Raw genomic sequence first — 26,041 nt, forward strand, 5'->3', positions numbered from 1 at the left:
TCAGACCCCCATCCCGGGGATCGTCGGGACCAGCCCCCACAGTGCGAACGTCATGAGCACGTCCAGCACCCCGATCGCGAGGATCGCGGTGCGCAGCGCCCGCCCCGCCGCCTGCCCCACGCCTGCCGGACCGCCCGACGCGAAGTAGCCGTACGAGCAGTGCACCAGCGCAACCACACCCGCGAATACGATGGCCTTGATCGCGGCGTAGACGAGGTCCACCGGTGACAGCGCCAGATGGAAGAAGTAGTCGTACGTGCCGGCCGAGGCGCCGCCCCACACCACGATCACCAGCCGGGTCGACAGGTAGCTGGCGAGCAGGCCGATCATGAAGATCGGCAGCACACACACCATCGCTGCCAGCACCCGTGTGCCGGCGAGGAACGGGATCGACCGCACGCCCATCGAATCGAGCGCGTCGATCTCGTCGGAGATCCGCATGGCACCGAGTTGCGCGGTGAAGCCGGTGCCCACCTTCGCCGCGAGCGCGATCGCGACCACCACCGGCGCGAGTTCGCGGGTGTTCGCGATGGCCGACAGCATCCCGGAAAGCGTTGTCATGCCGACCAGTTCGAGACCTCGATGGGTCTCGACACCGAGCATCATCGCGGCCGCGAGTGACATCGCGAACACGATCCCGATGGTCCCGCCGCCGGAGAGCACGGAGTTGGTCCCGAAGCTGACCTCGCTGATCTGCGCCAGCACGTGCTTGCGATACCGCGTCGCGGCGTACGGCAGCGAAGCCAGGGTGCGGAAGAAGAACGTGACGTGCCGGCCGACGTCGGCGAGGCCGTCGAGCACGGCCGATGCCGGCCGCATCGCCCGGCGCAGCCGCACCCGGGTGTCGAAGGCAACCATCAATACGCTCCCACGGCCGGGACGATCACGGTGTACAGCGCGGACAGTGCGGTGTTGACGATGAAGACGAGCGCGAAGGCGATCACGACGGCCTCGTTGACGGCGTCTGCGACGCCCCGCGGACCACCCTTCGCGTGCAACCCCCGGAACGTCGCCACGAGCGTCGAGGTGACTGCGAAGATCGCGGCCTTCACGAGCGCCATCACGAAATCCGAAGTGCGGCCGTACTGGCTGAACGTCGCCAGGAACGTTCCGGCGGGCAGATGCTGCACGTAGATGTGGTAGAGGTAGCAGGCCATCACGCCGCCGAAGGTGACCATCGCGCACAGCGCCACCGACACCACCACAGCGGCCAGCAGCCGTGGCGCGACGAGGCGCTCGAGCACGTCGATGCCCATGACCTCCATCGCGTCGATCTCCTCACGGATCTTGCGAGAGCCCAGATCCGTACAGATTGCCGATCCGGCGACGCCCGCCATCATCAACGCGCAGACCAGGGCCGACGCCTGACCCACGATGATGAACGCCACCACCGCGCCGGAGTAGCCGCCGGCACCGATCCGACCGGCCAGTTCACCGACCGAGACCGCGACGAACACGCCGATCGGAATCATCAGCAGCAGAGACGGTCCGGTGCTGACCCTGCCGATGAACAGCGTCTGCTTCACTGTTTCCTCGAGTGACAACCGACCGCGCAGCACCGCCCGGGCCAACGACACAATCGCCTGCACCGAGAAGCCGATGAGATACCCGCCCTGGAGCGCGACGTCCCGCATCGGCCCCTTCGCGGTGGGTAGTTCGTAGGTCATGCGCCGGCCCTCCCCAGTTCCGTATCGACCGTCGACCTGACGGCACGCCCCTACCGCGCGCCGTCAGTCCCCACACTCAGCCCTGGACGACGGACGATGCCCCGCCCCGCAGCTCGCCCTTGATCACCTTGCCACTTGCGTTGCGCGGCAGCGCTTCCACGCAGACGACTGCCTTCGGATGCTTGAACCGGGCCAGCTGCTCGTCGAGGAACGGTTGCAGCTCCTCGAGAGTGAGGTCGCCGCCGGCATCCGGCCGCAACGCCACGACCGCCACCGGGATCTCCCCCCACTTGGGGTCGGGACGCCCGATCACGGCCGCCTCGAGAATCTTCGGGTGCGCGAAGAGCGCGTTCTCCACCTCTGCGCAGTAGATGTTCTCGCCGCCGGAGATGATCATGTCCTTCTTGCGGTCGACCACGTAGACGAACCCCTCGTCGTCCACGCGCACCAGATCGCCGGAATGGAACCATCCGCCGTGGAAGGCATCCGCGGTCGCGGCCGGGTTCTGCCAGTACTCGAGCATCATCGTCGGACCCCGGTAGACGATCTCGCCCACTGCACCCGGGGCGACGTCGTTCATGTCGTCGTCCACGACCCGGGCCTGCACCGTCGGGATCACCCGGCCGACCGAGCCCAGCTTGCGGAGCGCGTCCTCACCGTCGAGCACGCACGTGATCGGCGACATCTCGGTCTGCCCGAACACCGCGACGTTCGACGCGTCCGGGAAGGTCTCGGCCATCGCCCGCAGGACCGTGTCCGATGCGGGCGCTGCACCCCAGGAAATACCGCGCAACTTCAGCTTTCGTGGTTGCGCCTGCTGCACCGCGCACACCGCCTGCCACTGCACCGGCACGAGGAACAGCGTGGTGACCTGCTCCTCCTCGAGAACGTCGAGGAGCGTCTCGGGATCGAAGGCGCCGACCGGGTAGATCACCGTGGTGAGGCCGAGCATGAGACTCGGCGCCATCGACCCCAGCGCTGCGATGTGGAACATCGGCGATGCGCAGAATCCGATGTCGTCCGAGCGATTCAGCTGGAACGCGCGGATACACGTGAGCGCCTGCGCCTCCATGTTGCTGTGGGTCAGCACCGCGCCCTTGGGCCGGCCCGTGGTGCCGGACGTGTACATGATGAGCGCGGGGGTGTCGTCCGGGACATCCAGTGCCGCACGGGGAGTGCCCGTCTCGGCGATCAGATCCTCGTATCCGAGAATGTCTCCCGCCGTCTCCGCACCGACTGTGACGGACAGCTCCAGGGCGCCGGTCTCGGCACCGACAGCGGCGGCGAGCGGGGCGAGTGTCGTATCGGCGACGACGGCGCGGGCACCGCTGTCGCGCACCAGGAACGCCACCTCCGGGACGGTCATGCGGAAGTTCACGGGTACCGCGATCGCGCCGAGCGCATTGGCCGCGAGCACGGCCTCGAGGTACTCGGGCCGGTTCAGCATCAGGATCAGCACCCGATCACCGAATCCGACGCCGCGGCGAGAGAGCGCGCCGGCAAGGCGTTCGACCCGATCGTGCAGGGTGGACCACGTGATCGACGCGCCCTGGAAGCGCAGCGCCGGACGGTCCGGGATCATGCGGGCGTGCCGGGCCACCTGGTTGTTCCAGTTGGTTCGACGCGATCGCTGCGCCTCGAGCGAGGCGGCGGGCACAGCAGCGGAAGTGACCATCGAGGGTTCCTCTCGTGCGTGGCGGGTCCTCCCGACCTGACCGGACCCGTGGTTCGATGTGAGGCAGATTACATGCTTTGAGCAGTTTCGATACGCGTTTTGTTAATTGCGATTCTCGAGCAGACGACCACGACGACGGTCCGGCGATCATGGGCCCGGATCGCACCGACACAGTTCCCTGCCTGTGTTTTTCGGACTCGCACCCTGGTGTGGCTCGAGAACGCGCGCGCCGGTTGCGGGACGCCGAATGTGGATGCGGATTCCGCTAGCCGCTGTAGCGCGGGGTCCGCTTCTGCAACATCGCCGCGGCGCCTTCCGCGAAGTCCGCGGAGGCGAGCAGTTCCGTCTGCCCTGCCTTCTCCCGTTCGAGCGCGTCGTCGAGCGCGTCGAGCGTGCCGGCCGCGAGCGCACGCTTGGTGAGTTCGAGGGCGCGACGCGGGCCCGCCGCGAGCCTGGCGGCCACGCCCCGAGCATGGTCGAGCAGTTCGCCGTCCGGCAGCGTCCTCGACACCAGTCCCAATCGATCCGCCTCGGCTGCGGGCAGTCGCTCCCCGAGCAACGCCAGCTCGGCGGCCTTCGCCCGCCCGATCGACGCCGAGACGAGGACGCTCGACCCGCCGTCGGGCATGAGCCCGATGCCGACGAACGCGAGCAGGAAGTACGCACTGTCGGCCGCATACGTCAGATCGGCCGCGAGCGCGATCGACACCCCCACCCCGGCAGCCGGACCGTTGACCGCCGCGACGACCGGCACCGGCACCTCGACGATCGCCCGGATCACCTCGTTGGCAACGTCCATGACGACTCCGGGATCGGCCGGATTCACTGCGGCGGCGGCCAGATCGGCGCCCGTGCAGAAGGCCGATCCGACGCCGGTGATCAGGATGGATCGCACGCTCGGGTCGCGCCCTGCTTCGCGAATCGCCGCGCCGAGCTCACGCATCGTCGACATGTCGACGGCATTCATCCGTCCGGGTCGTGAGATCGTCAGCTCGAGAACGGATTCCCGCAGTTCCCGTCGCAAGCCATCGCCCGTCGTCGTGGTCATACCCGAGCCCCTTCCTCGATCGAGCCGGCGAGCCGGTCACGGATGATCGCCTCGGCTTCTCCGATCATCCGTCGAACCAGGTCGTCGCACGTGGGAATGTCCTCGATCAACCCCTGGCTCTGCCCCGCGGTCCAGATGCCCGCGTCCAGGTCACCCTGCTCGAAGACTCGCCTGCCTCGCGCTCCCGCAACCAGATCCGCGATGTCACCGAACTCGCAACCGCGGGACTCGATGTCGACCACCTCGGCGCTGACCGTGTTCGCCGCGACGCGTGCCGTGTTTCGAAGCGTCCGGAAGATCAATCGCGTGTCCAGCTCGCTGTTGGCGACGATTTGCTCCTTGACCTCCTGCGCCACCGGCGATTCCACCGTGCACATGAAGCGGGTTCCCATGTTGACACCGTCGGCTCCGAGCGCGAGCGCCGCGACCAGACCCCGCGCGTCCGCGATTCCCCCGGAAGCGATGACCGGGATGCTCAGCCGGCGCGTGGCAGCGGGGATGAGCACCAGCCCGGGTACGTCGTCCTCACCGGGATGCCCCGCGCACTCGAAGCCGTCGATGCTGACGGCGTCCACGCCGATCCGCTCGGCTTTGAGTGCGTGCCGCACACTGGTGCACTTGTGGATGACCTTGACGCCGGCGTCCTTGAAGTGCGGCAAGTGCTCCACAGGATTCGCACCGGCCGTCTCCACGATCTTGATCCCGGCATCGATGATCACCTGCCGGTACTCCGCGTACGGCGGCGGCGAGATCGACGGCAGAATCGTGAGATTGACGCCGAACGGCTCGTCGGTGAGGCGCCGGGTCCGCTCGATCTCCTTCGCGAGATCACCCGGCGTCGGCTGGGTGAGCGCGGTGAGGAACCCGAGCGCACCGGCTTCGGCCACTGCCGCGACCAGCTCGGCCCGGCCCACCCACATCATTCCGCCCTGGACGATGGGGTGACGCACTCCGAACATCTCCGTGAAGCGGGTTCTCACATGGACCTCCTCGGATCCCTGGATCAGGTTCAAGAGCCTGGCGCGGAACTGTGGCTGGAGAACAGCCGAGAGGTGAAGCGCCCGGCCAACGCGATCGGGCCGGACCAGTGCAAGAATCGGCGTTAACTTTCGTGATGATCGACTCGTTTGTCAACCCCTCGCCTGCAGGCGAATTGAATTGCCCGACGGAGCAATTTGAATCGCGAACCGGGGTCACCGCCGCTCACCTGTGGGCTACACTTCCGGCACCAGTCCCCACGCGTCAGGAGGTTCGGTGACGGAGCGGACCAAGACCGGAACCCGCGCTGGGCGCGTTCGCATCGACGTGCAGCACATGCCCGCTGCCGAGGTTCGACGCCGGCCCAAGAACCGGAAGGCTCAGATCGCAGCGGTGGCCGCCGAGGCCTTCACCGAGCGCGGCTACCACGGTGTCAGCATCGACGAGATCGCCTCGACCGTCGGTATCTCCGGACCCGCCCTGTATCGCCATTTTCCGAACAAGTACGCACTGTTCTCCCAGGCTGCAACGGATCTCGCCACAGCGCTGGCGAATGCCGTCGCTCAGGACGATGCCGAGGTGGTCACCGACCCGGTCGAACGGCTGGACCACCAGATCCTCGCCGCCGTCCGGACCACCGTCGCCAATCGCCGGACGGCCGGGCTCTACCGATGGGAGAGTCGCTATCTCGAACCACCGGACCGCGCGGCGGTCCTGGATGCCATCGAGGCCGTCAACCGTCGCATCGGCGCGACGCTCGAAGAGATCAGGCCCGATATCGCCCATCGAGATTCGGTACAGATCTGCGTCGCGATCCTCGGCGCCATCGGGAGCATCACCGTTCATCGGGCCACGTTGCCGGTGCGGCGACTCGAACGCCTCCTGCTCGGCGTGTGCCGATCGATCGCGCGCACCGACCTTCCCGCCGACACGCAACCCGCCGGCACGCACACACGAAATTCCGGAATCCCGTTGTCCAACAAGCGGGAAGTCGTGCTCAACGAGGCGATCCTGCTGTTCGAGGCACGCGGATACCACGAGGTGAGCATCGAGGACATCGGCAATGCCGCCGGCATCAATGCCTCCGGGGTCTACCGCCACTTCTCGAGCAAGTCGGATCTACTGGCCGCGGCATTCCATCGCGCGGCAGAGCGACTCGCCGTCGCGGTGAGCACCGCGCTCGGCGATTCCGACACCCCCCGGCAGGCTCTCGAGTCCCTCGTCGAGGTCTACGTACGCCTGTCGTTCGCGCAGTCCGAACTGATGAGCGTGTACTTCGCGGAGATCGGGAGCCTGCCGGCGCCCGAGCGCACCGCTCTTCGAAACACCCAGCGACTCAATGTCGAAGAATGGGCGCTACTGCTCGGCGAGGCCCGGCCCGATCTGTCCGCGCCCGAATGCCGCTTCCTCGTCCACGCGGCACTCAGCCTGGTTCTCGACGTCGGGCGCGTGATGCACTTCGAGCCGACCGCAGCCAATGAAGCCCGAGTCCAGCAGCTCATGCTCGTGACGCTGTTCGGCGAGGCGGGCGACACGTGAGCGTGTCGGCCACCGCCGCGGTACTGCGCGCGCACGGTGAGCCCCTTCGACTCGAATCCGTCCGGGTGCCCGAGATTCGCGACGACGAGGTACTGGTGCGCATCCATGGTGTGGGCATCTGCCACACCGACCTCACGGCCGCCGACGGTGGTGTCCCGTTCCCGCTGCCCGCGGTGCTGGGCCACGAGGGGTCCGGGGTGCTCGAGGCCGTCGGCGCCGCGGTGACCGGACTCGCGCCCGGCGACCACGTGGTCCTCGGCTTCGACTCGTGCCGACGCTGCCGCAACTGCACGAGGGGACGGCCCTCCTACTGCGAGAACTCCGCCGCACTGAATCACGGGGGTACCCGAGTCGACGGCACTACCACGCTCACAACCGCGGATGGAGCTGCGCTGCACGGCAACTGGTTCGGTCAGTCGTCGATGGCGTCGTACGCGGTGGCGTCCGCCCGCAACGCGGTGCGTCTCCCCCGGGACGTACCCGTCGCGCTCGCGGGTCCGCTCGGCTGCGGGCTGCAGACCGGGGCCGGCACCGTGCTCAACGTGCTGCGCCCGGACCCCGGGTCCGCTATCGCAGTGTTCGGACTCGGCGCCGTGGGGATGGCCGCGATCATGGCCGCACGGGTCGCCGGATGCGAGACCGTCGTCGCCATCGATCCCCTCCCGGCGCGCCGAAAGCTCGCCCTCGAACTCGGTGCGACCGCAGCACTGTCCCCGGTCGACGTGGACGACGTCGGGCGCGCGGTGCGCCGGGAGTCCGGCGGTGGCGTCGATTTCGCCGTGGAATCGGTCGGTACCGAACAGGTTGTCCGTCAGGCACTGTCGTCACTGCGCCCGCCGGGCACCTGCGCGACTCTCGGCCTGCGCCCTGGGCGCAATCCGATCACGATCGACCAGGGCCATCTCCTGTACGGACGGACCCTCACCGGGGTCATCGAGGGCGACGCCGATCCGCTGACCTTCCTGCCGAAGCTGGTCGACCTGTGGCGTCAGGGTCGCTTTCCCGTCGAGAAGCTGGTACGAACGTTCCCGATCGACCGGATCGACGACGCGGTGGCCGCGACACGGTCCGGAGAGGTGGTCAAGGCGGTACTCACGTTCGCGGACAACGACACCGGAGGACGAGCATGAACGTACGGGACGAGGTCACGGCGCTGCGGACGCGCACCGATCGGATCGATCCGCGGGAACTGGACGCGCTCTGGGAGCGGCTGGCGCCGTGCCGGCCACGGGACCTCATCGGGTACCGCTGGCGGGGATTCGCCTTCGACACCGGACACCGGACGAGTGCGCTGCTCGAGCACGCCCACTGGTACGGCAAGGCCTTCGCGAGCGAGTCCGACGTGCAACCGCTGCTGTGCCGCGGCGAGGACGGACAGCTGTTCTCCGACATCGGCACCGGCCACGGCGAGGCGAGCCTGTGGGAGGTGCTGTTCCGCGGGGAGGTGACCGCAACGATGGTCTACGACGGCATGCCGGTGTTCGACCACTTCAAGAAGGTCGACGACGACACCGTCATCGGCGTGATGAACGGCAAGGGCAAGCTGGTGTTCGACGGCGACGAGCATTTCTGGTTCGGGTTGGAGCGGGACGTCGCGCTCTGACGCCGGGGCGCCCGAGCGCGACATCGATGCTCAGATCAGGTGCCGGTGCGCCGCGAGCCGTCGGCGCATGTCCCGCAGGTAGAACGTGGCCGTCACCTGCCGGATCGGCCGCGGCACCCGCCGGTAGACGACGGGCAGGACCGACATGAGCCGGTCGAAGCGGCGCTGATCGCGGGGACTCCAGGGAAGCGCGAACTGGTCTCGGACTCGGGGCGGCAGCAGACCGATCGTGAAGAAGCGCTGCAGCGGCATGATCATCCGCACCGGAATCGGTGCCGTGCCACCGGAGAGCAGACCGCGCACGTACGCGCGCACCTGGTCGTCGACCTCGGCGGAGTCGATCATCCGGTCCCAGTACGCGTCGAACTCGGCGCGGGTGGCCGGCCACATGTCGTCCTTGACCTGCAGCGCCGTCCCGTACACCGCGGACTGCCGGTACAGCCGCTCCGCGTCGGCGTCCGTGACCTCCCCGAAGAACCGCCGGTACATGTCGGAACCGTTGCGGTACAACGTCGCCGCGACCCACAACTGCAGCCCCGGATCGAACGCGTTGTATCGCTCGGACCGTACCGGGACGTGCGCCTTGTTGACCAGACGCACCACCGCCTGCTTCTCCTCGGGCGTGCCGAGGGTCACGGCGTACACGTACGTCATGGTGGTCCGCAGCCGGTCCAGCGGACGCTCGAGCGTCGTGCTGTGCTCGGCGACGCCCCGGCCGACGCCCGGCAGCGCCAACTGCAGCAGGACGGTGGCTCCGGCGCCGATCAGCAGCATGGACTCGCCCACGAAGTCGGCGAGATCCAGCGATCCGGCGGACGCGTCCACCGACGCCGGGAGGTCGCGGCTCGGTCGAGTGGTGGCATCGATCGTCATCGTTCGTCACTTTCGTCGGGTGATGGACGGTTGTCGGTCATTCCCAGATTCCGCTCCGCTCGAGGTGCGCGACGAGCCGGTCGGCCGCGTCGTCGAACTGGATCCGAGTGTGCCGCACGACGGCGGCGCGATCACGTGCCCCGATCGCCGAGATCAGATCGGCGTGGGTGCGCACGGCGAGTGCGCCCCACGCCGGGTCCGCCGCGTACAGCTGATACGGCGTGTACCGGGCCGCGCTGGCCAGGAACCAGGCGAGCTTGGGGCCGCCGGCGATGCGGCACAGCTCCCGATGGAACTCGTACTCGGCCTCGGCAATCCGCTCCGCGTCGGCCGCGTCGACCGCCTCACGGAGCACCGTGTTGAGGTCGGTGAGCCGCGCCAGATCGTCGGCGTCCGCGGAGCCGGAGGCACGGACCGCGAGTTCCACCGTGATCCGGCCCTGTAGCCAGAAGATGTCGTACACATCCTCCCGATCCAACGGCGAGACGACGTATCCGCGGTTGGGGACGGATTCGACCATCCCCTCCCCCCGGAGGGTCAGCAGCGCCTCGCGCACCGGCGTCACGCTGACCCCGAGTTCAGCCGCGGTCTCGTCGAGGCGGACGAAGGCGCCCGGCCGCAGCCGGCCCGACATGACGGCACCGCGCAGGTGTGCCGCCACGTCGTCGGAGAGTTGGGTCCGGCGAAGCGGGCGCGTGGGCCGAGCCGGCGCAGCCATGTCGCCTCCTACAGCCCGTACGTCTTGCCGATGATGTCGCGCTGGATCTCGTTGGTACCACCGTAGATCGACGAAACGAGCGTCTTGCGGACGTGGCCCTCCATGTCGAACTCGGTGGCGTAGCCGTAGCCGCCCATCATCTGCATGCCCTCGAGCGCCACCTTCTTCGCGGTCTCGGTGGCCTTGAGCTTCACCATGGACGCCTCACGCGGGAACATCTTGGTCGGATTCTCGTCGACCAGTCGAGCGGTGCTGTACACCAGCAGCCGGGTGCACTCGATCTCGGTCGCCAGATCGGCGATGCGATGACGCAGCGCCTGGAAGGTTCCCACCGGACGACCGAACTGCTTTCGCTGCGTGACGAACTCGAGCGTGTCGTCGAACGCCCGCTGCGCCGTGCCGAGCATCATGGCGCCGAGGATCAGCCGTTCGATGTTGAGGCCCGTCATCAGCTGCGTCCAGCCCTGACCCACCTCGCCGACCACCGCGTCGTCGGGGAGCAGCACGTCCGTGAGGTAGAGGTCGTTGACCTCCTTGCCGCCCATCGTGGCGATGCCGCTGATCTTCAGTCCCGGCGTGCCGGTCGGCAGATGGAACATCGTCAGACCCTCGTGCTTGGAGCCACTGCGATCGGTGCGGGCCACCAGCAGAATGTTCTCGGCGAAATGCGCGCTGGAACACCACGTCTTCTGCCCGTTGATCAGCCAGCCGTCGGACACCTTCTCGGCCTTGCAGCTGAGGTTGCCCACGTCGGAGCCGGCCTCGGGCTCCGACATCGAGATCGACTCGGACGCACCGCGGACGATCCCGCCGAGCACGGCCTCCTTCTGTGCGGCCGTGCCGAACTTCGCGTAGGCGGCCCCGGTGATGAGGGTGGGTCCGATGCCCCCGATCGGTGCCATGCCGCGGGCGGCCTGCTCGAGCAGGATGCACATGTCGACGGCGGCGCCGGCCGAGCCGCCGTACTCCTCGGGCACCGTGATCCCCAGCCAGCCCAGGTCGGCCATCTTCGAGTAGAGGTCCTGATTGTGGTGATGCTCGCCGCGGGCGGTGAGCGCGTCCCGCTGCTCGCGGGTTCCGCACTCCTTGCGGCAGAACGCGGCCACGGCCTGCGCGAAGTCCTGCTGTTCGGGCGTGAAGTCGATCGCCATCTGATGTGCTCCTGCCTGCGAAGAGTCGAGTGAAGCGGGGCTCGAACGCCCGGATCCGGTGCGGATGCCGCGTGTGGGGTTGTCCACATCTGCCGGGACTAATAGTGTGAGCGTCAACACAGTAAATCACATCACATATATGTGATGCGATCCCCGGCACGGAGGAAGCCCGACATGACCCGAGAACTGTCTTCGAGCGACGCGGCACCCGGATTACCCACCGCCCCCACCCGAGAGGACGCGCCCACGACCTTCGCGAGCCTCGACCCCCGCACCGGCGAGACCCTGGCCGAGTACCCGGTCGCGACCGCAACCGACGTGCGCGCCGCCGTCGAGCGCGCACGTGGCGCGGCACGCTGGTGGGACGCCCAGGGTTTCCGTGGCCGCCGCGACTGGCTGCTCGAGTTCAAGAAGGCCATCGCCTCGGACGGCGACGGCCTGGCGCGGGTGATCTCGGCCGAGACCGGAAAGCCGCACGACGACGCGCTGCTCGAGGTGATGCTCGCCGTCGAGCACCTCGACTGGGCCGCCCGCAACGCGAAGAAGGTCCTCAAGCCGCGCCGCGTGCCGTCCGGCCTCGTGAGCGCCAACCAGTCGGCCACGCTCGGCTACAAGCCGATGGGGGTCGTCGGCGTCATCGGGCCGTGGAACTACCCCGTCTACACCCCGATGGGTTCGATCTCATACGCACTCGCCGCCGGCAACGCGATCGTCTTCAAGCCCAGTGAACTCACCCCGGGCGTCGGTAAGTGGCTCGAGGCCAAGTGGAACTCGCTCGCGCCCACCCAGCCCGTGCTGCAGGTGATCACGGGGCTCGGCGCGACGGGCGCGGACCTGTGCCGTGCCGGCGTCGACAAGATCGCCTTCACCGGATCCGGCCCCACGGCTCGCAAGGTCATGGCGGTGTGCGCCGAAACCCTCACCCCGCTGGTCGCGGAGTGCGGCGGCAAGGACGCGATGCTGGTCGCCGAGGACGCCGACCTCGACAAGGCGGTCGAGTTCGCCGCGTTCGGCGCGTTCGGCAACGCCGGCCAGACGTGCGCCGGCGTCGAACGCATCTACGTCGCCGAACCGGTGTACCGCCAGTTCCTCGACAAGTTCACCGCCGCGGTCGAGCGCGTCCGGCCGGGCGGCTCGGACGCCGACACCTACGGCCCGATGACGCTGCCGCGCCAGGTCGACGTCGTGCGCAATCACATCGCCGACGCGCTGAACAAGGGCGCCCGGGCAGTGACCGGCGGAATCGACTCGGTCCACGAGCGTTTCGTCGATCCGGTGATCCTCACCGACGTGCCGGAATCGTCGTCCGCGGTGTGCGAGGAGACATTCGGACCGACCGTCGTGGTCAACCGGGTGCGCGACATCGAGGAGGGCATCGAACGCGCGAATGCCACGTCCTACGGCCTCGGCGCGTCGGTCTTCACGTCGAACCGCAGCCGCGGCAGGGACATCGCGGACCGCCTGCGCACCGGCATGGTCTCGGTGAACTCGGTGCTCGGTTTCGCCGGGATCCCGTCCTTGCCGTTCGGCGGCATCGGCGAGTCCGGGTTCGGCCGCATCCACGGCGCCGACGGTCTGCGCGAGTTCAGCCGCCCCAAGGCCGTCACCGTCCAGAAGTTCTCGGCGCCACTGAATCTGCTGACGCTCGAGCGGTCCGCGCGGGACATGAAGATCTCCGCATGGATGCTCAAGGCCCGGCACGGGCGGTGACGGCGATGACCCTGACCAACGGACGCCGCGCGGGCGTCTTCCCCGCCCCCGACCGCGATCCGCAGCCGCGGTCGGGGCGGCGGGGGTGGGTGAAGGTCATCGAGGGCCTCGATCCCGTGACCCAGCACCAGGACATCCTCCGCATCACCTCGGGATACGAGTTCCCGTGGGACTACCAGCGATCGCTCGAGTTCGCCCTGTTCCGCACCTACTGCGTGCCGACGATATCCGAACTGCTCGCCCGCACAGGCGAGTTCGAGAAGAGACCGCAGAAGCGCTACGACGACACCGCGCTCCTCATGAGCGAACTCGTCGAGCACGGCTACGACTCGCCCCGCGGTCGGGAGTCCCTGCGCAACATCAACCGGATGCACGGCCGCTACACGATCTCGAACGACGACATGCTGTACGTGCTGTCGACGTTCGTGTACGACCCGATCGACTGGATCGACCGCTACGGCTGGCGCAGACTGCACCCGCACGAGCGGCTGGCGTCGTTCCACTTCTACCGTCAAGTGGGAATTCGCATGGGGATCAAGGACATCCCCGATTCGTACCAGGACTTCCAGCGCTTCAAGATGGACTACGAGCGGGAGAAGTTCGTCTACAGCGACGACAACCACCGGATCGGCAGCTACACGCTGGGACTGTTCCAGTCGTGGTACCCGACGTTCCTGGCCAGGCCAGTCGCCGCGGCCGTGTACGCGCTGATCGACGATCGCATGGCGGTCGCGTTCGGGTTCCCGAAGGGGTCACCGCGCGTGCGCACGGCGGCCGAGGCCGGCCTGCGTGCGCGATCCACGGTGGTGCGCCTGCTGCCCAAGCGCCGGGCGTCGGCCGGGGCCACCGACCCGCACAATCGCACCTATCCCGGTTACCCGGTGGGCTACTGCCCTCGGGACCTGGGAGTCGAGCACGATCACTCGCAACGAGTGAACTGAGTCCTCCTGCGGCCGAACGCGTCCTGCACCGCATCGATTCCCGCGCGCACGGCGGGGCCGGCATTGTCGGTCCGCCACACCGCGTAGATGTCGCGGTGCAGGCGCGGCTCGGTCGCCACCAGCGCCACCCCGTCCGGCATCCGATCCATCGCCAGCCGGGGCACCAGCGCCGCGGCGAGTCCCGCCGCCGCGAACGCGAGGTGGGTCGAGACGTCGGATGCCTCGAAGTCGACCCGCGGCTCGAATCCCTGCCGACGCAAGGTCAGCACCAGCCACTCGTGGTACGCGGTGCCGGATCCCCAAGCCACCCAAGGCATGTCCGCGAGGCTCGACAACCGCACCTCGGCGTCCCGCGCGGACGGATGATCGACCGACAGCGCGAGATCGGCGGTATCGCGGTGGATCAGTCGCGACTCCAGATGCGCCGGAACCTCGACCGGCGCCGACTCCCAGCTGTCGACGACGCCGACGTCGATGCGGCCCCGGACGACGGACTCGAGGGTCACCTCGGTCTCGGCCTCGGTCACCGTCACGTGCAGCGGATACCGGGACAGCAGTGCCCGGACCGCCGCCGGGAGCACCAGCCGTGACGCGGTCACGAACGCGCCGAACCGCAGGGGGCCCACCACCTCGCTGCGCATCGCGGCGATCTCCGCCTCCACACCGGACGCGCGGGCCAGTAGTTCGCCGCCCCGGCGAGCCAGCAGTTCCCCTGCCGGCGTCAGGCGCACGCCACGCCCCGCCGGTTCGAGCAGAGCCACCCCGACCTCACGCTCCAGCTTGGCCAACTGCTGCGACACCCCCGACGGTGTCACGTGTAGGACCCGCGCGGCCGCCGCGACGGACCCGGACTGGGCCACCGCGCACAGCGCACGCACTCGGTCGAGGTTCAACACGGAAGCAACACTACCGAATCTCGAGAAATACTTCTTAGTTGTTGTTTGCCCAGGTAGACCCAACAATTGACGGTGTGCAGATCGCCCAAGTTCGCAGCGCGCCCGTAGCGCCCGGCCGCGCCGCCGACCCCCGCGCGCTCGCCGTCGCGGGTGCCGCCTGCATCTCCCTGACCGCGGTGTTCATCCGCCTCGCCGACGTCTCCCCCGCGACGTCGGTGTTCTTCCGCTGCGCGCTCGCGCTGCCGCCGTTGGCCGTGCTCGCGTGGATGGAGCACCGTCGCGGCAACCGGACGAGCAGTGGGGACGCGATGCGGTTCACCGTCGCCGGCGCCCTGCTCGGCGTCGACTTCGCGCTGTGGTCGCAGGCCATCATGCTCGTCGGCGCGGGCATCTCCACGGTGCTCGTCAACGTCCAGGTGGTGGTGGTGCCGCTGCTGTCGTTCGTGTTCCTGGGCACCAGGATTCCCGCCCGATTCGTCGCTACCATCCCGGTGCTGTTCGCCGGGATCGCACTCACCGCCGGGGTCGTGGACGACGCTTCGACCAGCCCGGACCTGCTGTGGGGAACGTTCCTGGCCCTGTTGTCGGGAGTCGCGTACGCGGGGTACATCTTCGTCGTCGGAGGTCGCGGATCCGCGGCCACCGCGGGCACCCAGGTGCTGATCTCCACTGCGGCCGCGGGCGTCGTCGGCTCCGCCCTCGGTTCGGTATGGGGCGCCGTCGACGTGACGCCGGGATGGGCCGCGTTCGGCTGGCTCGCGGCGCTGGCCGTGTCGGCACAGGTCATCGGCTGGATGCTGCTCGGCCGTTCGCTCCCCCGTCTCGCACCCGAGGTCGGCGCCACGCTGCTGCTCCTGCAGCCGGTGCTCGCGATCGCGGCCGCGATGGTCCTGCTCGGCGAACGGCCGACGGCCCTGCAACTCGTCGGCTGCGCAACCGTTGTCGCGACCGCGTGGTTCGTCGCGTCCCGGCCGCACCGGTCCCGCTGAACGAGATTCTCGTTCCATTCACGCGGCGCCCCGTCCACGCTGTGACACCGGACACGCGTCGAGTGTCACCGCGCACCCCTGCCAACGACCCGGACACCCAGGAGGCTTCTCGAGATGTACCCCGGATTCCACGCCGCGACAGCTCCCGATCGACCCGCAGTCGTCTTCGCCCCTACCGGTGAGGTGGTCACCTATCGCGAACTCGAGGATCGCTCGAACCGGTTGGCGCAGCAGTGGTTCGCGCTCGGGCTCCGCAAAGGCGACCACGTGGCGATCCTCGCGGAGAACCATCCCCGATTCCTGGAGGTGTACTGGGCAGCCGTGCGCTCCGGTCTGTACATCACGGCGGTCAACTGGCATCTCACAGCCGACGAGGCCGCATACATCGTCACCGACTGCCAGGCGCAGCTCCTCGTCACCACGCACCGGCTCGCAGACCTCGCGACCGCGATCGTGGACGAACTCGAGAACCGCCCCCACCTGTTCATGATGGACGGTGCCGTCGACGGTTTCGAGTCGTACGAGGAGTCGATGGCCGAGTTCGACCCGGTGCCGCTCGCCGAGCAGCCCCGCGGCGACATGATGCTGTACTCGTCGGGAACCACCGGACGCCCCAAGGGCATTCGACGTCCCCTCACCGGCATCACGATCGACGACCCGCGCGGCATGAACGTCGGCCACTTCGCGCAGACGCTGCTGAAGATGACCGATCAGTCGACGTACCTGGTCCCCGCTCCGATGTACCACTCCGCGGCACTGCAGTGGTCTGCCGGCGCGCACGCGGTCGGGGCCACCGTGGTGCTGATGGAGCGCTTCGACGCCCGCGAGTTCCTCGCGACGATCGAGAAGCACTCGGTCACGCACACGCAGGTCGTGCCGACCATGATGGTCCGCCTGCTCAAGCTGCCCGACGCCGAACGCGCGTCGTTCGACGTGTCGTCGCTGCAGGACTTCCTGCACTCCGCCGCGCCGTGCCCGCCGGCCGTCAAGCAGGCGACCATCGACTGGCTGGGCCCGATCGTCAGCGAGTTGTACTCGGGCACAGAGGGAATGGGAATGACGTTCCTGACCGCCGACGAGTGGCTCGAGCGCCCCGGATCCGTGGGCCGCCCGGTGCTCGGCACTCCCGTCGTGTGCGACGAGGAGGGGCAGCCGCTGCCCGCCGGCGAGATCGGCGCCATCTACTTCGAGCGCGATGTCGTGCCGTTCGAGTACCACAACGACGCCGACAAGACCGCCGACTCCCGGCACCCGAGCAACCCGAGGCTGTCCACCGTCGGCGACGTCGGCTACGTCGACCAGGACGGATACCTGTTCCTCACCGACCGCAAGTCGTTCATGATCATCTCCGGTGGCGTCAACATCTATCCGGCCGAGATCGAGTCGTGCCTGGCGGCGCACCCGGACGTCGCCGACGTCGCGGTGTTCGGTCTCCCCGACCCCGAGATGGGCGAGTACGTGCACGCCGTCGTCGAACTCGATCCCGGAGTACCCGCCGACGACGCCACCGCGGAGGCGCTGCGTGCGTACGTCCGCGAACATCTCGCCAAGTACAAGGTGCCGAAGACGATCGACTTCTGCGACCACCTGCCGCGCCTGGCCACCGGCAAGGTCAAGAAGCACGACCTGCGCGACGCGGCACTGCGCGCTCTCGTATAGCCGAACGGGCGGTTACTGCGCTCGGCACTCGGCCGATGGCGCAGTAACCGCCCGTTTTCGGTGAAGCTAGGCGGCGACCTTCGCGGGTTCGTCGTCGACGACGTGCGCGTCGGGCGCCTCGATCGGCCCGATCTCCTGCGCGTAGTGGAAGTGCGGGCGACGGTGGCCGAGGAACGATCCGAACCACGACATCACCGCGACGTAGCGGTTGCGGAAGCCGACCAGGTACACCATGTGGACGGCGAGCCACAGCACCCACGCGATGAAGCCGGTGAGCTCGATGCTCTTGACCTTGGTGACCGCGCGGAAGCGGTTGATGATCGCCATCGAACCCTTGTCGCGGAACTTGAACGGCGTGCCGCGCTTGGTCTTTCCGAGGATGGTGGCCGCGACGTGGCGTCCGCCCTGCATCGCGACGGGCGACTGGCCGGGCAGGTTGTTCAGCGACGTCATGTCACCGACCGCGAAGATGTCGGCACGGCCGCCGACGGTGAGGTCGGGGTTGACGAGCAGGCGTCCGGCGCGGTCGGTCTCGCAACCGGTGCGCTCGGCGAGCGCCGCCGCGAAGTCGTTGGCCTGCACGCCGGCCGACCAGATGATGGTCTCGGCGGTACGGCGCACACCGGTCTCGCTGCCGTGGGCCTTGAGGGTGGCGCCGTGCTCGTCGATGTCGGTGACGAGCGTGTTCAGGACGACCTCGACACCCGACTTCTCGAGCGACTCCTTGGTGTACTCGCTGAGCTTGCCGCCGTACGCCGGCATCGCGACGCCCGCGCCCTCGACGAGGGTGACGGTGACGTCGTCCGCGGTGACGCCGCGGATCGACTGCTCGAAGTAGCGGCCCGCGAGCTCCTTGATCTGGCCGGCCAGCTCGACGCCCGTGGCGCCGGCACCGATGACGATGAAGCTCAGCAGGTTCTTGCGCCGCTCGAGGTCGGTGGTGGTGTGCGCTTCCTCGAAGCAGCGGACGATCTGGGCACGCAGCCGCTCGGCGTCGTCGACCGTCTTGAGCGCGTAGGTGACCTTGGCGAACTCGTCGCGTCCGAAGTAGCTCTGCCGGGCGCCGGTGGCCGCGACGAGCGAGTTGTAGCCGAGGGTGTGGCGCTCGCCGGCGGCCTCGTAGACGAGTTCCTTCTCCTCGGGGTGCACGTCGACGACGCGGCCGAGGCGGACGTCGGCGTTGGGGTACTTCGCGAGGATCGCGCGGACCGAGGGGGCGATCTCACCGGCCGCGAGGACGCCGGTCGCCACCTGGTACAGCAGCGGCTGGAAGAGATGCTCGGTGGTCTCCGAGATGAGAACGAACGGCTTGCCGGCCTTGGCCAGCTTCTTCGCCGTGGCGAGGGCACCGAATCCGGAACCGACGATCACAACTTCGGTCCGATCGATTACTGCTTCGCTCACGGTTGCCTCCTTCTCGAAATATTCGAGAGACCTGGTCGAGATGTATGAGAGACACCGTAGGAGCGCTAACGACACTTGCGCCAGTAATCAGGGATATTCGGAAAACAGTTATCTCGATCGCTCATAAGTAGTATGGCGTCATGGACTTCCGTCAGCTGCGTTACTTCCTCGCCGTGAGCGAGGAACTGAGCTTCAGCCGGGCGGCGGAACGCTGCTTCATTTCGCAGTCTGCCATCAGCCACCAGATCACCAAGCTCGAACAGGAACTCGGCGCGCCGCTGTTCGAACGATCCACCCGGGTGGTGAAACTGAGCCCAGCCGGGTCCCGGCTCGTGCCCATCGCGCAGGAGGTCCTGAGCCTCGAGACGAAGGCGTTCGCGGTCGCGAAGGAACCACGCAACCGCATCCGAATCACCGCCAGCATGAGCTTCGCACCGCAGAGCCTCGCCGCGATCGCGCACGTCCGCGAGAAGCACCCCGACCTCGATATCGAATTCGTGATCAAGAACTTCACCGATCGCATCGAAGCGGTCTCGGCGGGCGACGCCGACATCGCGCTGATCCGCGGCGAGGTGGACCGGCCCGGGCTCGAGACCGTCGAACTGGGCGTCGAGGACCTGATGATCGCGACGTCCAACCATCATCCGGTGTCGGCGTTCTCCACCGTCGAACTCAGCGAACTCGCGCCCTATCCCCTGTTGCTCCCACCCCGGCACAGCCAGGTCCTGATCCACACGGTGGTCGAGAACGCCTTCATCGACGTCGGCAGGCGCGTCCAGTTCGGCCCGCCCCTCGCGCGGGACCACACCGCGATCCTCGACGTCATCACCAACCCCCGCGCGTGGACCGTGCTGTACGCGAGCACGGTTTCCGAGGCGCCGCGGACCGGCCTGTGCGTCATGCGCGAGCGGAACAACCGCCTGCGGGTGCCGGTCAGCGGCATCGTCCGCAGCGGCGCGGTCTCCTCACCCGGCCTCACCAGCCTCGTGCAGTCGCTGCGTCAGACGATGGCCGGGGAAAGCAGTGTGCCCCTGAGTCCGCCGCAGCAGATCAGGGGCACACCGGAAGAGCGGTAGCTACAGCGTCCGTCGTCCCGACAGCGCACGGCCGAGGGTGAGCTCATCGGCGAACTCGAGGTCGCCGCCCATCGGCAGACCCGACGCCAGCCGCGACACCGTCAACCCCGGGAAATCCCGCAGCATCCGCACCAGGTAGGTCGCGGTCGCCTCACCCTCGGTATTGGGGTCGGTCGCGATGATCACCTCGGCGACGTCGACACCGTCCTCCTGGTTTCCGATGCGCGTCAACAACTCCCGGATCCGCAACTGGTCCGGACCGATGCCGCTGAGCGGGTCGAGCGCGCCACCGAGCACGTGGTAGCGCCCCTTGAACTCGCGCGTGCGCTCGATCGCCTGGACATCCTTGGGCTCCTCGACGACGCAGATCATCGTCCGGTCCCGACGCGGGTCACCGCAGATACGACACTTCTCCTCCTCGGAGACCGTGCCGCACACGATGCAGAACTGGACGCCGTCGCGCACCTTCTGCAGCACCGCCTGGAGCCGGTCGATCTCCGGCGGCTCGACCGACAGCAGGTGGAACGCGATGCGCTGGGCGCTCTTGGGCCCGATGCCGGGCAGCTTGCCCAGCTCGTCGATCAAGTCCTGGACGGGACCTTCGTACAAGGCGCGCCTCTAGAAGGGGAGTCCGGGCAGGCCGCCGGCGAGCGGACCGAGCTTGCTCGCAGCGATGTCCTGCGCCTTGTTCGACGCGTCGGCGATCGCACCGATCACGAGGTCCTGCAGCGTCTCGATGTCCTCGGGGTCGACGACCTTGGGATCGATCGTGAGTCCGACGACCTCACCGGTGCCCTTGACCGTCGCGGTCACCAGACCGCCACCCGCCTGGCCGGTCACCTCGGCCTGCGCCATCTCGGCCTGCGCCGCCATCAGCTGCTGCTGCATCTGCTGCGCCTGCGCGAGGAGCTGCTGCATGTCGGGCTGTCCACCTGGTTGCACTGGACTGGTCCTTTCGTCGGGTCGGTTCGCCAGCGTAGTCCGTCGGCGCTAGGCCAGCTCGCGCTGCAGATTCGCGAGTGTTGCCTCCTGGATGCGGCGCAGACCCAGCGGTGCGAAGGTGCGCTCGAAGAAGCCGCCGATGCCGCCCGCACCCTTCCACTCGGTGGACGTGGTGACGGTGGAGCCTGCGCCGGACGGCTCGACGGTCCACGTCGTGACGAGCGACGAGTTCGCATCCCGCTCGGTGATGGTGTTGCCGGCGACCGTGACAGACGCCTTGACGTTGCGCGACCGCTTCTCCGTGGCCTGCAGCGTCCACTGCGCGACGGTCCCGTCACCCTGGCCACCCTCGAGAACCTGATAGTCGCGGTACTGCTGGGGCAGGATCCGCGGGCGCATCGTCTCATAATCCGTGAGGGCGCCGAGCGCCTGCTCGGGCGTCGCGGTGAGAGTGATGGAACTGCTGGCGCTGACCTGTGCCACTGATACGTCTCCTTGCTCGGGGTTTCCTCCATCCTGCCTGCTCACCCGAGCGCACTGCCAGGCCGCGCCAAGTGACCCACCACACCGTTTTCACTCACTGAGACCTGAACCACAGTGGTTAAGTAATTGTCTTACCCTCCGCTGCGAACACGACAAACAGCGAGGTGAGCTTTGAAGAACTTGTGGTTCCGGTCGGGCGTCCGACTGGCCGCACTCGGCGCGGCGGCAACAGTGCTCGTCGCCGGGTGCGCAACGGCCGACGGAGAGTCCAACGAGGGGTCGGCCGTCACGACCGGCCCGGTGAACGTCGCGCAGGACGCCGGTGATCCGGTCCGCGGCGGCACCGTGACGTTCGGTTCGTATTCGTTCCCGAACGCGCTCGACCCGACCAAGACCCAGGCCGCGGGCTCGACCGGCGGCACCGAGATGGCGGCGATCTACGACACCCTGATCCGTACCGACTCCGAGTCGGGCACGTTCGAGCCGCAACTCGCCCAGGCGCTCGAGCACAACGCCGACTACACCCAGTTCACGGTGAAGCTGCGTGACGGCGCGACGTTCAGCGACGGCTCGCCGGTCGATGCGGACGCCGTCAAGTGGAGCATCGACCGCTTCGTCGCCGCGCGTGCCGACGTGTCGCAGGTGTGGGCGAACTCGGTGACCTCGATCGCCACGCCGGACGCGAAGACCGTGACGTTCACGCTCAACGCGCCGTGGAACGACTTCCCCGTGCTCCTGGCGATGGGTCCGGGCATGGTCGTCTCCAAGAACTCCGAGGCCGACGGGAAGTTCACCCCCATCGGCGCCGGCCCGTTCACGCTGACGCGGTTCGCGGCCAACGAGGAGATCGTGCTCAGCCCGCGCGAGGACTACTGGAACGGTCGCCCCAACCTCGACAAGCTTCGGTTCGTCCCGACGAACGGCGCTCGCGGACAGTTCGAATCGCTGCAGAGCGGCCAGCTGAACATGGCTTACATCCTGCGCGACGAGGCGACGATCCGGGACACCATGAACGCCGGCTTCAGCGGCTACCTCGACATCCAGGGACTGGGCGCGCTCGGCATGCTCAACGCCCGCGAGGGTCGACCCGGCGCCGACGTGCGCGTGCGGCAGGCCGTTGCGTACGGCGTCGATCCCCAGGCAATCAACCAGCGCGCCAACGACGGTCTCGGCATCGCCAGCTCGACGCTCGTGCCGGACACCTCGCGCTGGTCGTCGGGCGCCGAGGGCGTGCCGTTCGACCCGGACAAGGCAAAGCAGCTGCTGAACGAGGCCAAGGCCGACGGCTACGACGGCAAGCTCAAGTACCTGGCCACCAGCGAGAAGAGCGCCGAGGCCGCCGCGCTGGCAGCGCAGGCCTCGCTCAACTCGATCGGCTTCGACGTGCAGATCGAGTACGTCAACAGCACCACCGATCTGGTGCGCAAGCTGTACGTCGAGCACGACTTCGACATGACCCGCGCGGCGTTCGCGTTCATGGACGAGGCGCCGTACCTGCGCCTGTACGGAGGCATGGGCAGCGACTCGCGCAACAACGCGGCCGGCTACGCCGACCCGCAGATGGATGCACTGCTCGTCGAGGTGAAGAGCGCAACCACCGACGACGCCAAGAAGGACGCCATCGCCAAGGTGCAGGCGCGAGCCAACGAGACGATCCCGTACGCGGTGTGGGGACCGAGCAAGGTCCTTGTCGCCTGGGACGACAACGCCCACGGTGTGAAGCGCTCCGCGGACAACATCATGCTGCTCGACCAGGCCTGGGTCGGACAGTGATCGCGGCGGGGCGTCCCGGGGTGCTCCCGGGGCGCCCCGCACGGTCGTTAGCATAGCTATAGATTTGTGACTCGCCGGGATATCGATGGCCGACCGATCGGACTAGCGATAGCGTCAGGGCGTGGCCGACTCCAAGAGTGGTATCCGCGAAATCGGGCTTGCCGCGCACAGTGCGGGGGTCCAACGCCTGCTGTCCAGCTACCGGGCGATCCCCCGGGATGCGAACGTGCGCCTGGCGAAGAAGACGTCCAACCTGTTCCGCGCGCGGGCGAAGAGCACCGCCCCGGGCCTCGACGTGTCCGGGCTGGGCGGCGTCATCTCGGTGGACCCCGACGCCCGCACCGCCGACGTCCAGGGGATGTGCACGTACGAGAACCTGGTCGCCGCGACCCTCCCCTACGGGCTCGCCCCGCTGGTGGTCCCGCAGCTCAAGACCATCACCCTCGGCGGCGCAGTGACGGGTCTCGGCATCGAGTCGACGTCGTTCCGCAACGGCCTCCCGCACGAGTCGGTTCTCGAGATCGACATCCTCACCGGAAGCGGTGAGATCGTCACCGCCACCCCCGACAACGAGTATGCGGACCTGTTCCACTCGTTCCCCAATTCGTATGGCACCCTCGGCTACTCGACGCGCATCCGGATCGAGCTCGAACCCGTGAAGCGGTTCGTGGCCCTGCGGCACCTGCGTTTCACGGACCTGAAGCAGCTCGAGCAGACGATGGCCCGCATCGTCACCGAGCGCACGTGGGACGGCATCGCCGTCGACTACCTCGACGGCACGGTCTTCACTCCGACCGAGTCGTACCTGACGCTCGGCGCGCAGACCGACGAGCCCGGTCCCGTCAGCGACTACACCGACATGAACATCTACTACCGGTCCATCCAGCACGAGTCGGTCAACCACCCCAAGACCGACCGGCTGACCATCCACGACTACCTGTGGCGCTGGGACACCGACTGGTTCTGGTGCTCCCGTGCCTTCGGCACCCAGAACCCGAAGATCCGACGGTTCTGGCCGAAGCGCTACCTGCGCAGCAGCTTCTACTGGAAGCTCATCGGCCTCGACCAGAAGTACGACATCGGCGACCGACTCGAGGCCCGCAAGGGACTGCCGCCACGGGAACGCGTCGTACAGGACATCGAGGTGCCCCTCGACAACTGCGAACAGTTCCTCAGCTGGTTCCTCGAGGAGATCCCGATCGAACCGCTGTGGTTGTGCCCGTTGCGCCTTCGTGAACCCGCGCATCCGGCCCTCGACGCGAACCGGCCGAATCACGAGGCCGCACCGCGGCCGTGGCCCCTGTACCCCCTCGACCCCGGACGCACCTACGTCAACGTCGGCTTCTGGTCGTCGGTGCCGATCGAGTCGGGCGCACCCGTCGGCGCGGCGAACCGCCTGATCGAGAAGAAGGTCAGCGAACTCGACGGCCACAAGTCCCTGTACTCCGAGTCGTTCTACGACGAGGACGATTTCGCGCTGCTGTACGGCGGCGACCATTACACACAGATCAAGAAGCGTTACGACCCCGATTCGCGTCTACTGGACCTCTATTCGAAGGCGGTGCAACGAAAGTGACGACCCTCAGGACAAAATCCGACCCGCACAAGCTCACCATTGCGGAAATCGTCGATACCGTCTCCGACGGTCGGATTCCGCTGCGCTTCACCGCCTACGACGGCAGCGCGACCGGCCCGGACGACGCACCGTACGGGCTGCACCTGAACTCGACCCGCGGCACGACCTACCTGGCCACCGCACCGGGTGACCTCGGCATGGCGCGGGCCTACGTTTCCGGAGACCTCGAGGCCATCGGCGTGCACCCCGGTGATCCCTACGAGATCCTCAAGGCGATGACCGACCTGCATTTCCACCGCCCGTCGGCGAAGGAACTCGCGGCCATCACCCGCTCGATCGGCTGGGACAACCTGCGCCCCATCGCACCGCCGCCCCAGGAGCACCTGCCCCGCTGGCGCCGGTTCGCGGAAGGCCTGCGGCACTCCAAGACTCGCGACGCCGAGGTGATCCACCACCACTACGACGTCTCCAACACCTTCTACGAGTACGTGCTGGGCCCCTCGATGACGTACACGTGCGCGGCGTACGAGTCCGAGGACCAGAGCCTCGAGGACGCCCAGGAGAACAAGTACCGCCTGGTGTTCGACAAGCTGGGGCTGAAGGCGGGCGACCGCCTCCTCGACATCGGCTGCGGCTGGGGTGGGATGGTCCGCTACGCCGCCCGTCGGGGCGTCAAGGTGATCGGTGCGACGCTGTCCCGCGAGCAGGCCGAGTGGGCGCAGGCGGCGATCCTGGAGGAGGGCCTGCAGGATCTCGCCGAGGTCCGCTTCTCCGACTACCGCGACGTGCCGGAGACCGGGTTCGACGCCGTCTCGTCGATCGGCCTCACCGAGCACATCGGCGTGCACAACTACCCGGCGTACTTCGGGTTCATGAAGGACAAGTTGCGGGTCGGCGGCCGGATGCTCAACCACTGCATCACCCGCCCCGGCAACCGCGGCGGCGCGAAGGCCGGTTACTTCATCGACCGCTACATCTTCCCGGACGGCGAGCTCACCGGCTCGGGCCGGATCATCAGCGAGATCCAGGACGCGGGCCTCGAGGTGCGCCACGAGGAGAACCTGCGCGAGCACTACGCGCTGACCCTCGCGGGCTGGTGCCGGAACCTCGTCGACAACTGGGACAAGTGTGTCGCCGAGGTCGGCGAGGGCACCGCCAAGGTGTGGGGCCTGTACATGGCCGGCTCGCGACTCGGCTTCGAGCGCAACGTCGTTCAGCTACACCAGGTGCTGGCCGTCAAGCTGGGCCCGAACGGCGAGGCGGACGTGCCGCTGCGCCCGTGGTGGAAGGGCTGACCCGACCGACCCCGACGGAGGGGCCGCCGTCCGCTCGGACGGCGG

At 68.0% G+C, this 26,041-nt stretch carries 24 protein-coding genes; 11 read left to right on the plus strand and 13 right to left on the minus strand.

Going from position 1 to position 26,041, the window contains the following annotated elements:
• From LCL87_RS15665 to LCL87_RS15685, 5 genes are all read right to left on the minus strand, one after another.
• Positions 1 to 858: an ABC transporter permease gene (locus tag LCL87_RS15665; RefSeq protein ID WP_225021182.1), complete on the minus strand. Its 858-nt coding sequence runs from the start codon at positions 856 to 858 to the stop codon at positions 1 to 3.
• Positions 858 to 1,667: an ABC transporter permease gene (locus LCL87_RS15670; RefSeq protein WP_225021184.1), complete on the minus strand. Its 810-nt coding sequence runs from the start codon at positions 1,665 to 1,667 to the stop codon at positions 858 to 860. The genes LCL87_RS15665 and LCL87_RS15670 overlap by 1 nt, the downstream gene beginning before the upstream one ends.
• A gap of 76 nt (positions 1,668 to 1,743) precedes the next feature.
• Complete coding sequence (gene fadD5, locus LCL87_RS15675) at positions 1,744 to 3,342, minus strand: fatty-acid--CoA ligase FadD5 (protein WP_225021185.1); 1,599 nt, start codon at positions 3,340 to 3,342, stop codon at positions 1,744 to 1,746.
• A 265-nt stretch (positions 3,343 to 3,607) separates the two neighbouring features.
• A complete protein-coding gene (locus tag LCL87_RS15680) occupies positions 3,608 to 4,390 on the minus strand; it encodes an enoyl-CoA hydratase (RefSeq protein WP_225021187.1) in 783 nt (260 codons plus the stop codon).
• Positions 4,387 to 5,370 carry an NAD(P)H-dependent flavin oxidoreductase gene (locus LCL87_RS15685; protein WP_510850781.1) on the minus strand — a complete coding sequence of 328 codons (984 nt, stop codon included), beginning with the start codon at positions 5,368 to 5,370 and terminating at the stop codon, positions 4,387 to 4,389. Before LCL87_RS15685 ends, LCL87_RS15680 begins: the two co-directional genes overlap by 4 nt.
• A 274-nt stretch (positions 5,371 to 5,644) precedes the next feature.
• Between LCL87_RS15685 and LCL87_RS15690 the strand changes: the two genes are divergently transcribed.
• The 3 genes from LCL87_RS15690 to LCL87_RS15700 are packed head-to-tail and all read left to right on the plus strand — an operon-like array spanning position 5,645 to position 8,510.
• Entirely contained in the window at positions 5,645 to 6,907 is a 1,263-nt protein-coding gene (locus LCL87_RS15690; RefSeq protein WP_225021189.1) for a TetR/AcrR family transcriptional regulator, read from the plus strand.
• Positions 6,904 to 8,037, plus strand: coding sequence for an NAD(P)-dependent alcohol dehydrogenase (locus LCL87_RS15695; RefSeq protein WP_225021191.1), 1,134 nt, complete (start codon positions 6,904 to 6,906; stop codon positions 8,035 to 8,037). Before LCL87_RS15690 ends, LCL87_RS15695 begins: the two co-directional genes overlap by 4 nt.
• On the plus strand, positions 8,034 to 8,510 hold the full coding sequence (locus LCL87_RS15700; RefSeq protein WP_225021193.1) for a DUF4334 domain-containing protein: 477 nt from the start codon (positions 8,034 to 8,036) through the stop codon (positions 8,508 to 8,510). Before LCL87_RS15695 ends, LCL87_RS15700 begins: the two co-directional genes overlap by 4 nt.
• A gap of 30 nt (positions 8,511 to 8,540) precedes the next feature.
• On the opposite strand, the gene LCL87_RS15705 is transcribed toward LCL87_RS15700, so the two are convergent.
• Genes LCL87_RS15705 through LCL87_RS15715 form a run of 3 tightly spaced genes read right to left on the minus strand, consistent with a single transcriptional unit; the run spans position 8,541 to position 11,252 of the window.
• Positions 8,541 to 9,383 carry an oxygenase MpaB family protein gene (locus tag LCL87_RS15705; protein WP_225021195.1) on the minus strand — a complete coding sequence of 281 codons (843 nt, stop codon included), beginning with the start codon at positions 9,381 to 9,383 and terminating at the stop codon, positions 8,541 to 8,543.
• 37 nt (positions 9,384 to 9,420) lie between these two features.
• The gene (locus LCL87_RS15710; RefSeq protein ID WP_225021197.1) at positions 9,421 to 10,101 is read right to left on the minus strand and encodes a GntR family transcriptional regulator; all 681 of its coding nucleotides are present in this window, start codon (positions 10,099 to 10,101) and stop codon (positions 9,421 to 9,423) included.
• Positions 10,102 to 10,109: 8 nt separating this feature from the next.
• On the minus strand, positions 10,110 to 11,252 hold the full coding sequence (locus tag LCL87_RS15715) for an acyl-CoA dehydrogenase family protein (protein ID WP_225021199.1): 1,143 nt from the start codon (positions 11,250 to 11,252) through the stop codon (positions 10,110 to 10,112).
• A gap of 174 nt (positions 11,253 to 11,426) precedes the next feature.
• Here LCL87_RS15715 and LCL87_RS15720 point away from each other — a divergent pair, with 174 nt between their 5' ends.
• Both LCL87_RS15720 and LCL87_RS15725 read left to right on the plus strand, forming a co-directional pair.
• Positions 11,427 to 12,962 (plus strand): aldehyde dehydrogenase family protein, encoded by a 1,536-nt coding sequence (locus LCL87_RS15720; RefSeq protein ID WP_225021201.1) that lies wholly within the window; start codon positions 11,427 to 11,429, stop codon positions 12,960 to 12,962.
• A complete protein-coding gene (locus LCL87_RS15725; RefSeq protein WP_225021203.1) occupies positions 12,932 to 13,903 on the plus strand; it encodes an oxygenase MpaB family protein in 972 nt (323 codons plus the stop codon). The genes LCL87_RS15720 and LCL87_RS15725 overlap by 31 nt, the downstream gene beginning before the upstream one ends.
• On the opposite strand, the gene LCL87_RS15730 is transcribed toward LCL87_RS15725, so the two are convergent.
• A complete protein-coding gene (locus LCL87_RS15730) occupies positions 13,882 to 14,799 on the minus strand; it encodes a LysR family transcriptional regulator (RefSeq protein ID WP_225021205.1) in 918 nt (305 codons plus the stop codon). The genes LCL87_RS15725 and LCL87_RS15730 overlap by 22 nt on opposite strands.
• Before the next feature lie 74 nt (positions 14,800 to 14,873).
• Here LCL87_RS15730 and LCL87_RS15735 point away from each other — a divergent pair, with 74 nt between their 5' ends.
• Positions 14,874 to 15,788, plus strand: coding sequence for a DMT family transporter (locus LCL87_RS15735; RefSeq protein WP_225021207.1), 915 nt, complete (start codon positions 14,874 to 14,876; stop codon positions 15,786 to 15,788).
• A 114-nt stretch (positions 15,789 to 15,902) separates the two neighbouring features.
• Positions 15,903 to 17,447 (plus strand): acyl-CoA synthetase, encoded by a 1,545-nt coding sequence (locus LCL87_RS15740; RefSeq protein WP_225021209.1) that lies wholly within the window; start codon positions 15,903 to 15,905, stop codon positions 17,445 to 17,447.
• Positions 17,448 to 17,513: 66 nt separating this feature from the next.
• Here LCL87_RS15740 and LCL87_RS15745 read toward each other — a convergent pair whose 3' ends face one another.
• Positions 17,514 to 18,836 (minus strand): NAD(P)/FAD-dependent oxidoreductase, encoded by a 1,323-nt coding sequence (locus LCL87_RS15745; protein ID WP_225021580.1) that lies wholly within the window; start codon positions 18,834 to 18,836, stop codon positions 17,514 to 17,516.
• A 155-nt stretch (positions 18,837 to 18,991) separates the two neighbouring features.
• On the opposite strand from LCL87_RS15745, the gene LCL87_RS15750 reads away from it, so the two are divergent.
• Complete coding sequence (locus LCL87_RS15750) at positions 18,992 to 19,927, plus strand: LysR family transcriptional regulator (protein ID WP_225021211.1); 936 nt, start codon at positions 18,992 to 18,994, stop codon at positions 19,925 to 19,927.
• Here the strand turns inward: LCL87_RS15750 and recR are convergent, their stop codons facing one another.
• The 3 genes from recR to LCL87_RS15765 form a co-directional block, all read right to left on the minus strand.
• Complete coding sequence (gene recR / locus LCL87_RS15755; RefSeq protein WP_225021213.1) at positions 19,928 to 20,536, minus strand: recombination mediator RecR; 609 nt, start codon at positions 20,534 to 20,536, stop codon at positions 19,928 to 19,930. It abuts the gene before it with no gap.
• 9 nt (positions 20,537 to 20,545) lie between these two features.
• The gene (locus LCL87_RS15760) at positions 20,546 to 20,845 is read right to left on the minus strand and encodes a YbaB/EbfC family nucleoid-associated protein (RefSeq protein WP_219910028.1); all 300 of its coding nucleotides are present in this window, start codon (positions 20,843 to 20,845) and stop codon (positions 20,546 to 20,548) included.
• 72 nt (positions 20,846 to 20,917) lie between these two features.
• A complete protein-coding gene (locus tag LCL87_RS15765) occupies positions 20,918 to 21,352 on the minus strand; it encodes an SRPBCC family protein (RefSeq protein ID WP_225021215.1) in 435 nt (144 codons plus the stop codon).
• 171 nt (positions 21,353 to 21,523) lie between these two features.
• Here LCL87_RS15765 and LCL87_RS15770 point away from each other — a divergent pair, with 171 nt between their 5' ends.
• The 3 genes from LCL87_RS15770 (at position 21,524) to LCL87_RS15780 (ending at position 25,996) form a co-directional block, all read left to right on the plus strand.
• Positions 21,524 to 23,125 carry an ABC transporter substrate-binding protein gene (locus tag LCL87_RS15770; protein WP_225021217.1) on the plus strand — a complete coding sequence of 534 codons (1,602 nt, stop codon included), beginning with the start codon at positions 21,524 to 21,526 and terminating at the stop codon, positions 23,123 to 23,125.
• A gap of 121 nt (positions 23,126 to 23,246) precedes the next feature.
• Entirely contained in the window at positions 23,247 to 24,701 is a 1,455-nt protein-coding gene (locus LCL87_RS15775; protein WP_225021218.1) for an FAD-binding oxidoreductase, read from the plus strand.
• Positions 24,698 to 25,996, plus strand: a complete 1,299-nt coding sequence (locus LCL87_RS15780; RefSeq protein WP_225021220.1) for a class I SAM-dependent methyltransferase — start codon at positions 24,698 to 24,700, stop codon at positions 25,994 to 25,996. The genes LCL87_RS15775 and LCL87_RS15780 overlap by 4 nt, the downstream gene beginning before the upstream one ends.
• The last annotated feature ends 45 nt before the right edge of the window (positions 25,997 to 26,041 follow it).

The sequence above is a fragment of the Prescottella equi genome (assembly GCF_020171745.1).
Lineage (GTDB): Bacteria > Actinomycetota > Actinomycetes > Mycobacteriales > Mycobacteriaceae > Prescottella > Prescottella equi_A.